This is a genomic window from Salinicoccus halitifaciens, from assembly GCF_021026095.1.
Taxonomy (GTDB): domain Bacteria; phylum Bacillota; class Bacilli; order Staphylococcales; family Salinicoccaceae; genus Lacicoccus; species Lacicoccus halitifaciens.
Genome location: NZ_JAJNCU010000001.1, coordinates 658,471 through 670,675, shown reverse-complemented (window position 1 = coordinate 670,675; position 12,205 = coordinate 658,471). Strand labels below are relative to the sequence as shown.

Sequence of the window (12,205 nt, the reverse complement as noted above, 5' to 3'; positions counted from 1 at the left end):
ATGGGTGGGGACCAATATGGATATTGTCTTCCGCATCAATGAATTTATAATGCTTTTATACTTTACGGGCCTTTCTGTGCTGGCGTACGATTTAGCTTTAAGAAATCGCCAAGCCAGAAAGGTTTCCTTTTATATAATCGCCGGAGCAACGGCACTGCATCTTTTGACCTACATCAACATCATCATAAGCCTTGGGAGGATACCGGTATTCACCACTTACGAGGGCATGTTCACTTTATCCCTTGTGTTATCGATCGTCGGGATCAGCTATTATTACAGGAATGAAAGCGAACAGGTGTTTTTTGGATTCATATTCTTCAGTTTCCTGTTCTTTTCGATATTCACATTCCAGCCCGAGCCGCTTTCAAGGGAAGTCGAAGTATCGGTATTGATGAATGAACTGCTGGTCATCCATGTCGGGCTCGCACTGCTTGCCTATGTGCTGTTCTTCATGTCGGCCCTGCATTCGCTGATCTACCTGATACAGTACGACAATTTGAAGAAAAAGCGCTTCAACCGCACATTCTTTTCATTGTTCAGTATAGAGACCGCAAAGAAGGTCATGATCAGAAGCCTTGTGATCGGGCTTTTGACGATGACGGTCAGCATTCTGCTCGGACTGCATTGGGGCATCCAGATCATCGGGGTGGATATCATGTGGGACATTAAAGTGATGGGCACTTCATTTGTGGTGCTTTTATATGCCGCGCTCTTCATTCATTTGAAAAAAGTGCGCAATACTTATATATTTGCTATGTTGAACATTGGATTGTTCATATTTTGCATGATCAATTATCTGTTTGTATCACAATTTTCCAATTTCCATATTTGGACTTAAAAAAGGAGTATTTTAATGAGAAAGTTTATCGTTGGATCCAGGCGTTCGGGACTTGCCATGACCCAGTCAAAACAGTTCATCGCATCACTTGAAGAGAAATTCCCGGAAGCAGAATTTGAAATCAAGGAAATCGTGACGAAAGGTGACCGCATCGTGGATGTGCAGCTGTCAAAAGTCGGCGGCAAAGGCCTCTTCGTCAAGGAGATTGAGCTTGCGCTTGAAAATAAAGAGATCGATATGGCGATCCACAGCCTGAAGGATGTGCCGAGCCAGCTGCCCGAGCAGTTCAAAATCGGCTGCATACCTGAACGGGAAGATATGCGGGATGCCTTCCTCTCCAACAACAAAGTGCTGTTCAAAGATCTTCCTTCCGGAAGCATCGTCGGTACGAGCAGCCTGAGACGCGCCGCCCAGCTGAAATCGATGCGTGATGATATCACCGTCAACTGGGTGAGGGGCAATATCGACACCCGCATCAAAAAGATGGAATCCGGTGAATATGACGCGATCATCCTTGCAGCTGCCGGCCTTAAACGGATGGGGTGGGGCGACAGCCGTGTGACCGAGTACTTTGATGCCGAAGAGTTCATCCCGGCGATTGCACAGGGTGCACTCGGGATTGAGATCAGGAAAGACGACCATGAACTCGCTGAAATGCTTGCGGCGGTCCATTCGAAGGAGGATGCCATCTGCACGTCGGCAGAAAGGACGTTCCTGCGCCGCATGGACGGCAGCTGTCAGGTGCCGATCGGCGGTTATGCGACACTTGAAGACGGCGAACTTTATTTGACCGGGCTGATCATGTCGGAGGACGGCAATGAGAAGTACCTCGTCAAAAAATCCGGCACGGACCCTGAAGCGCTCGGCAATCTGGTGGCTGACGAAATGGAAAAGATCGGTGCCAAGGAGATCATTGATAAAATCAATGAAGAAAAATAATGCAATGAAGAAGACGGTGCTGGTCACACAGACGAAGCTCAATGTGACCAGTGACCGCTTTAATGTCATGCATGCCCCTTTGATTTCAATCCAGCCGCTTGATGTTGAAGAAGCGTTTTTAAAGCATGAATATGACTGGCTGATACTGACGAGCAAAAATGCAGTCAAGCTCTTCTTGCCGTATATGGAAGACCTTAAATTCTCCAAAATAGGGAGCATCGGCGAGAAGACGACGGAAGTCCTCGTCAATAACGGCTATACCGTGGACTTTGAACCTTCCGTCTACACACAGGAAGGATTCATAGAAGATTTTCCGCTGCATGATGAAAGGGTCGAACGGGTACTGTACCCTACAAGCAGGGCCGCAAGGCCCCATCTTAAGGATTATCTGGAATCCCACGGGGTGACTGTGGATAAGCTCTCCATATATGAGCCCGTCGATAATGTCGGGTCCATGGAAAAAATCCGGGAAGAGATGGATGACATCGATATCCTGACTTTTTCAAGCCCTTCCGGTGTGAAAGTGTTCATGAAGTACATTGAACCGGAACTGCTGAAGGAGAAGCCCGTCATATCGATCGGTGCGGTCACGAAGGAAAAGCTGGATGAGTACGGTGTGCCGTCCATCTCCCCGGAAAAGGCGACGCTTGAGAGCATGTATGAATTAATCAATGAAAAATTTGAGGTGTAAAAATGAATTTTGACCGTCACAGAAGACTGAGGCGCACGGCGAATATGAGGGATATCGTGAGGGAGACCCATCTCCATAAGGAAGACCTCATCTATCCGATATTCGTAGTGGAGAAAGATGATGTTAAGAAAGAAGTCCCTTCAATGAAAGGGGTTTATCAGATTTCATTGAACTTATTGAAGGAAGAGCTGGATGAAGTCGTGGATCTCGGCATCAAGTCCGTCATCTTCTTCGGCATACCGAATGAAAAGGATGAAGTCGGCAGCGGTGCGTATCATGATCACGGCATCGTCCAGGAAGCGTGCCGTCTGTCGAAAAAGCATCATCCGGAACTGCTCGTCATCCTGGATACATGTCTGTGTGAATACACGGACCACGGCCATTGCGGGCTGATCGATCCGGAGACGGAGGATGTGGACAACGATTCGACGCTGCCACTGCTTGTACGGACCGCCGTGTCACAGGCACGTGCGGGCGCTGACATCATCGCCCCGAGCAATATGATGGACGGCTTCGTCACAGAGATCAGGAAAGGCCTGGACGAGAACGGCTTCAGCCATATACCGATCATGAGCTACGGCATCAAGTATGCCTCCAAATTTTACGGCCCGTTCCGTGATGCGGCGGAATCGACGCCGTCATTCGGCGACCGCAGGACGTATCAGATGGACCCTGCAAACAGGCTTGAGGCCCTGCGTGAACTCGAAAGTGATGAAATCGAAGGTGCGGACATGATGATCGTGAAACCTGCGTTGTCCTACCTGGACATCATCCGCGATGTCAGGAACAGTTCCGACCTCCCGGTCGTTGCATACAATGTCAGCGGGGAGTACGCGATGACGAAGACAGCCATCGATATGGGGCTCGTCGATGAAGAGGTCATCATTGAACAGATGATTTCCATGAAACGTGCCGGTGCAGACTTAATCATCACTTATTTTGCAAAAGATATTTGTAAGAAAATTGATCGAGGAGAGGTATAATCATGTTTGAAAAATCCAAAGCACTATATGAAGAAGCAGTCGAACTGATGCCGGGCGGCGTGAACTCGCCTGCACGTGCATTCAAGTCCGTGGGGGATCACCCGTTGTTCATCGAACGTGCAAAAGATGCGCGCCTCTATGATGTGGACGGCAATGAATTCATCGATTACTGTCTGAGCTTCGGCCCGCTGATACTCGGCCACAGTGATGACAAAGTGGTATCTGAAGTCGCGGAAACCGCTAAAAAAGGCACAAGTTTCGGTGCGCCGACCGAGCTTGAAAACAAGATGGCCGAGCTTGTCATAGAAAGGGTGCCTTCAATCGAGATGGTCCGGATGGTATCTTCCGGTACGGAAGCGACGCTTTCTGCACTCAGACTGGCAAGAGGCTACACAGACCGCAATAAAATACTTAAATTCGAAGGCTGCTACCACGGCCACAGTGATTCACTGCTCATCAAGGCAGGTTCAGGCGTGGCGACGCTCGGCCTTCCGGACTCCCCGGGTGTGCCTGAAGGCACGGCCCTCAATACAATCACTTTACCTTACAATGATCCGGAGAGCCTGAAAGAGGCTTTCGACAAGTACGGGGAAGATATCGCAGGCGTCATCGTCGAGCCCGTTGCCGGCAACATGGGTGTCGTGCCGCCGGTCGAAGACTTCCTTAAATACGTCCGTGAGATCACCGAAAAGAATGGCACTGTGCTGATTTTTGATGAGGTCATGACCGGTTTCAGGGTCGGCTTCAACTGTGCCCAGGGTCATTATGACGTCATGCCGGACCTTACATGCCTTGGAAAAGTGATCGGCGGCGGCATGCCGGTCGGTGCATACGGCGGCAAGAGGGAAATCATGGAACACGTCGCACCTGTCGGTGATATTTACCAGGCGGGGACGCTTTCGGGTAACCCCCTGGCAATGGCGGGCGGCTATCATACGCTGAGCCAGCTGTCGGAGGAGAGTTATGAGTACTTCAACGAACTTGCCGACCTGCTGGAAGATGGCCTGAAGGAAGTGTTCGGAAAACATGAGAGACCGATCACGGTGAACCGTGCAGGTTCGATGATCGGCTTCTTCCTCACTGAAGGACCGGTGACGGATTTCAACAGTGCGAACGAGAGTGACCTGGTCTTATTCAAAGCGCTCTTCCAGGAGCTGCTGAAAGAGGGCATTTATCTCCCGCCGTCCCAATTTGAAGGGATGTTCCTGTCGACCAAGCACACCAGAGATGACATCAAGGCGACGATCACGGCGTTTGACAATGCTTTGACCCGCCTAAGTAAAAAGTAACCAAAAATTATGCTTCATAGTTAAGCAATTAAGTGTATAATAGGTATGAATAATATTTGGGGGGTCACAGTGAATGAGTGATAAAAAAGATCAAAACCTTACAGATAAGGAAGTCAACATGGAGGGCGTCAGAGATGAAGGCAAGACCTATATCGAGGGTCAGGGCCGTGAAATGATTATTCATTCTAAGGAAGATAAGAAAAAAGACAGACGTAATCCATTAGTATGGCTGATTCCAGTCCTGGTGATCATTCTAATTATTCCATTAATGATTTTCCATATTGGCGGTGACGGTGAAGGCAGTGAAGAAACTGCAGACACAGGTGCCGGCACTGAGGAATCAAGCGATGATTCAGCTGAAACGGAAGAGCCTGTCGAAGGCGAAGAAGGTGCCGAAGAACAGGCTGCCGAAGAGGATGGTGCTGCAGAAGGAAATGGCGCTTCTTCCGGTGATGTGGACGCTGAAGGCGTTGCCCAGAACTCATGTGCTTCATGTCACGGTGAGGACTTTTCAGGAGGAATGGGGCCGGCACTTGCAGGCACAGATCTGAGTGAAGAGGAATTCACCGACATCGTAAGGAACGGCCAGGGTTCAATGCCTGCGTTTGATGAAGATCAGGTCAGTGATGAAGAACTGACTGCAATGTATGACATGTGGTCTGAATAATTTATGACTAAGGACTCCCTGATCCAGGGAGTCCTTATGTTTTTCAATGAACCCTCAACTTAAGGAAAGGTTTTTCTTTATGAAAATAATCCGGTTAACCGCTCTTCTGCTGCTGGCACTCGGCATATCTTCGATCTTGAACGCTGCAGGCATGGTGCTTCCCTGGCTTTTCGGGTCCATGGCCGCCACATTCCTCTTCATACGGTTTGTGACGGATGATTTTTATTTTCCGAAATGGATGGGCAATCTCGGCGTCTTTGTCATCGGTTTTGAAATCGGTTCGACATTCACGACGGATGCAATGCAGGAAATGATCGGGGATATATGGAACATTTTCTTCATCAGCCTGCTGGTCATTTCATTAAGCCTCGGCCTCTCAAGGATCTTCATGAAGCTGACGGGCTGCACGCCCGAGACCGCCTTACTCTCATCGGTCCCGGGGGCCTTGAGCCAGATGCTGATCCTCGCTGAAGAGGACAAAAAGGCGGATTTGATGCTTGTGACGATTACGCAGATGTCGAGGATCATTCTTGTCGTCATACTGGTCCCTTTCATCGCGAGCTTATTCGCAGCGGATCAGACTGTATCTTCCGAAGCAGAGGAGCCGGCACCGCTTCTCTCCGAAGTTTTTGAGCCTTCTATGCTCCTGATTGTGGCGGGGGCCTTTATACTGATGTACATATTCAGGCTGATCAGATTCCCGGTCCCGTTCCTGCTCGGTCCGATCATCGCCGTATTGATCTGGAATATCACGACGGGCTACCATTTTTCGCTGAACATCGGATTTATGAACGTGGCGCAGATATTGTTCGGCATACGGATCGGCAGGCAGATTGCTTCTCTTTTGTATCAGCTGAACCGCCGGATGATCGTCTCCATGCTGATTCAGAACATACTGCTGATCGGCGGCACATTGTTGATTACGGGCATTTATCAAATGTTCACCGTGCATTCCTTCAACAATCTGTTCCTGAGTGCAGCGCCCGGGGGCATCGGCCAGCTGATCATCGTGGCAGTTGAGATGGGTGCGGATATCGCGATGATTTCGAGCTACCATATCTTCCGCATATTCTTCATCATACTGATCGTGACCCCGCTCGTCAGCTGGTACTTGAGGTACAGAAGGCGGAGGCAGGGCCGGACTTGACAGCATATGCAGATTTGTATAAGATATATTTAATCAAATAACGAGGTCAGAAGAGTAGTCCTGAACGGGTCTTTAGAGAATGTGTGGCAGGTGGGAACACATCGATGTCCAGGGTGAAAGTAGTCTGAAATCAATCTAATCTGAAAATGGCAGTAGGATTGGACGTAATTATGCGTTAAATAATTTTAAGTGCAGCAAGTGATTGCTGAATTTAGGTGGTACCGCGGAACTCCCGTCCTATTTTACAGGACGTGGAGTTTTTATTATGGAAGGAGAAATCATTTATGGAAATGCCGAAGAAGTATCATCCAGCGAGTGTTGAGGAAGGTAAATATAAGAAATGGGTGGAAGAGGGATATTTCAAATCAGATGCTAAGTCTGAAAAGGAGCCGTATTCCATCGTCATCCCGCCGCCGAACGTGACCGGCAGGCTGCATCTCGGGCATGCATGGGACACGACGCTTCAGGATATCATCACACGCATGAAGCGCATGCAGGGTTATGAAGTGCTTTATCTGCCGGGAATGGACCATGCAGGCATCGCCACACAGGCGAAAGTCGATGCACGTCTGCGCGAGGCGGGCATCAAGCCCCATGAAATCGGGCGCGAGAAGTTTTTGGAGCACGCATGGAACTGGAAGGAAGAGTATGCAGACTTCATACGTGACCAGTGGGCGAAGCTCGGCCTCGGCCTGGATTACGATAAAGAGCGGTTCACGCTTGATGCCGGCTTGTCCGAGGCGGTCAGGAAAGTGTTCGTCGACATGTACAATAAAGGCCTGATATACCGCGGCGAGTACATCATCAACTGGGATCCGAAAACGGAGACGGCACTGTCGGATATCGAAGTGATCCATAAGGAGGTCGAGGGTAAATTCTATCATGTGAAATATCCTTTGAGCGACGGTTCGGGGCACCTTGAAATCGCAACGACGCGTCCGGAGACGATGCTCGGTGATACGGCGATCGTCGTGCATCCGGATGATGAGCGCTACAAGGACCTCATCGGCAAGACGGCGATCCTTCCAATCATGGAGCGGGAACTGCCGATCATCGCAGATGAATATGTCGATAAGGATTTCGGCACCGGTGTCATGAAAGTCACACCTGCACATGACCCGAACGACTTTGAAATCGGCAACAGGCACGACCTCGAGCGCATCAACGTGATGAATACGGACGGGTCCATCAACGAGCTCGGCGGGCCGTATGCGGGGCTTGACCGCTTCGACTGCCGCAGACAGCTTGTGGAGGATCTGAAGGCACAGGATCTGATGATCAAAATCGAGTCGCATGTACACTCCGTGGGCCATTCGGAACGGAGCGATGCGGTCGTGGAACCGTACTTGTCCACACAGTGGTTCGTCAGCATGGACTCCCTTGCCAAAGATACGCTGGACAATCAGAAGACGGATAACCGCGTCGAATTCGTCCCGCCGAGATTCGAGCAGACATTCAACACATGGATGGGCAATATCCGCGACTGGGTGATTTCGAGACAGCTGTGGTGGGGCCACAGGATACCTGCCTGGTACCACAATGAAACAGGCGAGATCTATGTCGGCATGGAGGCGCCTCACGATGCCGAAAACTGGACCCAGGACGAGGATGTTCTGGATACGTGGTTCTCGAGTGCATTATGGCCTTTCTCAACGATGGGCTGGCCGGAAGAGACGGACGATCTGAAGAAGTTCTTCCCGACGAATGTCCTGGTCACAGGTTATGACATCATCTTCTTCTGGGTGGCGAGGATGATTTTCTCCTCCCTTGAACATACGGGACAAAAGCCGTTCTCCGACGTGCTGCTCCACGGCCTCGTCCGGGATGAGCAGAACCGAAAGATGTCGAAGTCACTCGGCAACGGCGTCGACCCGATGGATGTCATCGAGAAATACGGTGCCGATGCATTGAGGTACTTCCTCTCCACAGGCACGACACCGGGACAGGATCTGCGCTACAGTGATGAAAAAGTGGAATCCGTCTGGAACTTCATCAATAAGATCTGGAATGCATCGAGGTTCGCCCTCATGAACATCGGTCCGGACTTCAAGATGTCCGACATCAACCTGGAAGGCAGGAAGTCACTTGCAGACAAGTGGATACTGACGAACCTGAACAATACGATCAAGGAAGTGACGAGGCTTTCCGAGAAATATGAATTCGGTGAAGTCGGCCGCCTCCTGTACAACTTCATATGGGATGATTTCTGCGACTGGTACATTGAAATGGCCAAAGTGCCGATGGCGGAAGGTACGGATGAAGAGAAGCACATGACACGCTCCGTACTCCTTTACACACTGGATAAAATATTGAAGATGCTGCACCCGTTCATGCCGTTCGTCACAGAGGAAATCTATCAGACGATCGAAGGCGGACGTACGATCGTCACAAGCGACTGGCCGGAGGCTGATGACAGCCATATCGATGAGTCGGCGGAAAAAGAGATGGCACTGCTTGTTGAAATCATCAAGTCTGTACGCCAGACAAGAAGCGAAGTGAACACGCCGTTATCCAAACCGATCGACATCAAGATAGAGGTGAAGGATGATGCAAGGCGTAAAGCAGTGGAAGCGAACAGGCATTACATCGACCGCTTCTGCAATCCGGAAACGCTGGAAATCGCATCCGCTATTGAAAAGAACGACGATGACAAGACGAGTGTCATCACCGGTGCCACAGTGGTCCTGCCGCTCTCCGGGCTGATCGACAAAGCGCAGGAAATCGAACGCCTGAGCAGGGAGAAAGCGCGCCTTCAGGGTGAGCTTAAGCGTGTACACGGCAAATTGAACAACGAAAAATTCGTTGCGAATGCACCGGAAAGTGTGGTGCAGGAGGAAAGAGAAAAAGAAACCAAGTATCAGGCGCAGTACGATGAAGTGACAGCGCGTCTGGAAAGCTTGTCTTAAAAGGGGTCTTTAGTTAATGAACTATGAGGAAAGTTTGAACTGGATTCATGATCAATTGAAGTTCGGCATCAAGCCCGGACTTGAGAGGATGCAGTGGATGCTTGAGCGTCTCGGCTCCCCTCAGGAAAAGATCAACGGGATCCATGTAGTGGGGACGAACGGCAAAGGCTCCACGCTGAATTATATGAGAAGTGCACTGAACGCGAACAACTATACAGTAGGGACCTTCACATCCCCTTACATCGAGGTGTTCAATGAACGCATCGCCGTGGACGGCAAGCCCATACCCGACGAAGCGATAGCCGAGCTTGCGACGATGGTGCGTCCGGTCAGTGAATTGATGGAAGAGGAGACGCCTTTCGGGAAGGCCACTGAATTTGAAATTATCACGGTGATGATGTTCGTTTATTTCGGAAAGGTGAACCCTGTGGATTTTGTGATTGTGGAGGCGGGCCTCGGCGCCACCTATGACTCGACAAATGTTTTCCGTCCTGTCATGACGCTTCTTACAAGCATCGGGCTGGACCATACGGAAATACTCGGCGACACACTGATTGACATCACCAGGGACAAATCCGGCGTAATCAAGGAAGGCATTCCGCTCGTCTACAACATCGCCGATGACCATTCGAGGGAATATGTGCGAGGTGTACTGGAGGAAAAGAATGCCAAAGGTGTCGAAATGCACCGGGATATCATCATTTTTCACCGTTCCGACGAGTTCGACTTCAAATATGGCGTCTACGACTTTGAAAATATCCAGCTGAAGATGATCGGTGCCCATCAGCATGAAAATGCATCGCTTGCCATGGCCGCCCTGCTTGAACTTAAAGAAAGGGGGCGGCTCACACTGGACTTGAACAAGATGGTCGATGCGATTGAAGAGACTTCATGGGGCGGACGCATCGAAGTGCTTCAGGAATCACCGCTCATCATCGCTGACGGTGCGCATAATAATGAAGCTGTCGATGCGCTCGTCTCCGCGATGGAAGAATACTACAGCGATAAAAAGATCACCGTACTGTTCTCAGCAGTGAAGGGCAAACCGATCGGTCCGATGGTCGATAAACTGGCTGTAATTGCGGACGAATTCAAGGTGACGGAATTCGAATTCTTCAAATCCCGGCCGGTTGAAGAGATTTATGAGGCAGTGAGCCACCCGAAAAAAGAGAAGGTTTCCGACTACAGGACTTTCATAAAGGAATTCGACGGGGAGATGCTTCTGATCACCGGCAGCCTGTACTTCATCAGCGACATAAAACAAACCTTCAAAGGCCCTTCCGGTCCGTGATGCAAAAAAGACTCAGATCTGTCGATCTGAGTCTTTTTTATGCCGTAAATATTTGAATCCGTGCCTTTAGAAAGGACCGTAGCCGATCATGATGCTCAAAGCCATGAAAAATCCGCTTGCGATGATCCACACCAGCATGAGCGGCCATACGAACCGCAGCCATTTTTCATATGGTATGTTCGCAATCGACAATCCGGCCATCAGGACAGCAGATGTCGGGAAGAGGTAGTTGGACAGACCGTCACCCATCTGGAAGGCGAGGACGACCGACTGCCTCGGGATACCCACGATGTCACCGATCGGTGCCATCAACGGAATTGTCGTTGCAGCCTGCCCGGAACCTGACGGGATGAAGAAGTTGATGATGAACTGTGTCAGGAACATGCCGATCGCTGCGATCGTCGACGGCAGGCCTTCAAGCACAGAGCTCACTGCAAAGATGACGGTGTCGATGATCGTCCCGTCCTCCAGGACGAGAAGGATGCATCGTGCGAGCCCGACGATCAATGCACCGAAAGTGACATCTTTCGCCCCTTTGATGAAATCATCCGCAATGCCGTTCGGTGTATTGCCTCCGACAAGGCCTGAGAATATCCCCATGGCGAGGAATATTGCCGCGAGCTCCGTTCCGGTGGACCAGCCCTGGACGACCCCGTAAATGATCAGGGCAAGTCCTGCAAAAATGATGAGGAGCACTGCAATGTGCCTGCCGGTCAGTTCCTTGAAATCATAGCCGCCTGATTCGGACTCGGCTTTCATTTCAAGGTCATATACATAACTGTTCCTTTTGTCCCTCTGCACCCGCTTGCCATATCTGTAGACGAAGAATGCAGCGATCGCCACAAAGACGAGCTGGACGATGATGCGGAAGCCCATGCCTGAGAACAGGGGCAGTTCTGCGATTTCCTGTGCAACCCCGACGGTGAATATGTTCATGAATCCGCCGGCAAAGCCTGCCGCCGCCCCGAGCGCCACCATGGACATCCCGGTCATTGCATCCATGCCGAGGGAACGTGCGAGTATGACACCCATCGGGATGAATATCAGGGTCGATTCGGCCATGCCGAATGTCGCGCCCCCGAATGAGAAGATCAGCATCGTGAGCGGGATCAGTACAATCTCCTTATCCTTCAGTAAGGATACCATCTTGTTGATCCCGGCCTCGATTGCTCCCGTGCCGTTGATCATGCCGAAGGCACCGCCGATGATGAAAATCAGGAAGATGATGCCTGCAGCATCCACCATGCCTTCGGGCACGACTGTGAATATCTGGGTCAAGGCGACCGGATCCTGTTCAACATATGTAAAACTGGCCTGATCGACAATTTCCCGGCCTTCCGAGTCCTCGAACCGGTCATACTGCCCCGCAGGGATGATGTAGCTTGCCAGGACAGCCAGGATCACAATGGAATAAATCAGGACAAAAGCATGTGGCATTTTAATATCTTTTAATA

The 12,205-nt window shown here is 50.5% G+C and carries 10 protein-coding genes and 1 other annotated feature; of the genes, 9 read left to right on the top strand and 1 reads right to left on the bottom strand.

The features are described 5' to 3' along the window. Positions 1-16: 16 nt before the first annotated feature. The 9 genes from ccsA (at position 17) to LPW40_RS03325 (ending at position 10,751) form a co-directional block, all read left to right on the top strand. Positions 17-838 (top strand): cytochrome c biogenesis protein CcsA, encoded by an 822-nt coding sequence (ccsA, locus tag LPW40_RS03365; RefSeq protein ID WP_230820808.1) that lies wholly within the window; start codon positions 17-19, stop codon positions 836-838. 15 nt (positions 839-853) lie between these two features. After that, positions 854-1,777, top strand: a complete 924-nt coding sequence (hemC, locus tag LPW40_RS03360; RefSeq protein ID WP_230820807.1) for a hydroxymethylbilane synthase — start codon at positions 854-856, stop codon at positions 1,775-1,777. Then, positions 1,764-2,468 (top strand): uroporphyrinogen-III synthase, encoded by a 705-nt coding sequence (locus LPW40_RS03355; protein ID WP_230820806.1) that lies wholly within the window; start codon positions 1,764-1,766, stop codon positions 2,466-2,468. Before hemC ends, LPW40_RS03355 begins: the two co-directional genes overlap by 14 nt. A 2-nt stretch (positions 2,469-2,470) precedes the next feature. Beyond that, positions 2,471-3,451, top strand: coding sequence for a porphobilinogen synthase (gene hemB / locus LPW40_RS03350; protein WP_097039123.1), 981 nt, complete (start codon positions 2,471-2,473; stop codon positions 3,449-3,451). Next, a complete protein-coding gene (gene hemL, locus LPW40_RS03345; protein ID WP_230821067.1) occupies positions 3,451-4,740 on the top strand; it encodes a glutamate-1-semialdehyde 2,1-aminomutase in 1,290 nt (429 codons plus the stop codon). The genes hemB and hemL overlap by 1 nt, the downstream gene beginning before the upstream one ends. A gap of 73 nt (positions 4,741-4,813) precedes the next feature. Continuing rightward, the gene (locus LPW40_RS03340; protein WP_230820805.1) at positions 4,814-5,407 is read left to right on the top strand and encodes a c-type cytochrome; all 594 of its coding nucleotides are present in this window, start codon (positions 4,814-4,816) and stop codon (positions 5,405-5,407) included. Positions 5,408-5,486: 79 nt separating this feature from the next. Beyond that, positions 5,487-6,554: an AbrB family transcriptional regulator gene (locus tag LPW40_RS03335; RefSeq protein ID WP_230820804.1), complete on the top strand. Its 1,068-nt coding sequence runs from the start codon at positions 5,487-5,489 to the stop codon at positions 6,552-6,554. Positions 6,555-6,590: 36 nt separating this feature from the next. Further along, positions 6,591-6,797, top strand: a binding site (T-box leader). A gap of 41 nt (positions 6,798-6,838) precedes the next feature. After that, positions 6,839-9,460 carry a valine--tRNA ligase gene (locus LPW40_RS03330; protein WP_230820803.1) on the top strand — a complete coding sequence of 874 codons (2,622 nt, stop codon included), beginning with the start codon at positions 6,839-6,841 and terminating at the stop codon, positions 9,458-9,460. Positions 9,461-9,476: 16 nt separating this feature from the next. Further along, entirely contained in the window at positions 9,477-10,751 is a 1,275-nt protein-coding gene (locus tag LPW40_RS03325) for a bifunctional folylpolyglutamate synthase/dihydrofolate synthase (RefSeq protein ID WP_230820802.1), read from the top strand. Between the two features lie 66 nt (positions 10,752-10,817). Here the strand turns inward: LPW40_RS03325 and LPW40_RS03320 are convergent, their stop codons facing one another. Further along, positions 10,818-12,188, bottom strand: coding sequence for a YfcC family protein (locus LPW40_RS03320; protein WP_230820801.1), 1,371 nt, complete (start codon positions 12,186-12,188; stop codon positions 10,818-10,820). Positions 12,189-12,205 lie beyond the last annotated feature (17 nt).

Bases quoted from the DNA above. Each gene is read 5' to 3' on its own strand.
- LPW40_RS03320 (WP_230820801.1), bottom strand. From the start codon at position 12,188: ATGCCACATGCTTTTGTCCTGATTTATTCCATTGTGATCCTGGCTGTC.
- hemB (WP_097039123.1), top strand. From the start codon at position 2,471: ATGAATTTTGACCGTCACAGAAGACTGAGGCGCACGGCGAATATGAGG.
- ccsA (WP_230820808.1), top strand. From the start codon at position 17: ATGGATATTGTCTTCCGCATCAATGAATTTATAATGCTTTTATACTTT.
- LPW40_RS03340 (WP_230820805.1), top strand. From the start codon at position 4,814: ATGAGTGATAAAAAAGATCAAAACCTTACAGATAAGGAAGTCAACATG.
- hemC (WP_230820807.1), top strand. From the start codon at position 854: ATGAGAAAGTTTATCGTTGGATCCAGGCGTTCGGGACTTGCCATGACC.
- LPW40_RS03335 (WP_230820804.1), top strand. From the start codon at position 5,487: ATGAAAATAATCCGGTTAACCGCTCTTCTGCTGCTGGCACTCGGCATA.
- LPW40_RS03330 (WP_230820803.1), top strand. From the start codon at position 6,839: ATGGAAATGCCGAAGAAGTATCATCCAGCGAGTGTTGAGGAAGGTAAA.
- LPW40_RS03325 (WP_230820802.1), top strand. From the start codon at position 9,477: ATGAACTATGAGGAAAGTTTGAACTGGATTCATGATCAATTGAAGTTC.
- LPW40_RS03355 (WP_230820806.1), top strand. From the start codon at position 1,764: ATGAAGAAAAATAATGCAATGAAGAAGACGGTGCTGGTCACACAGACG.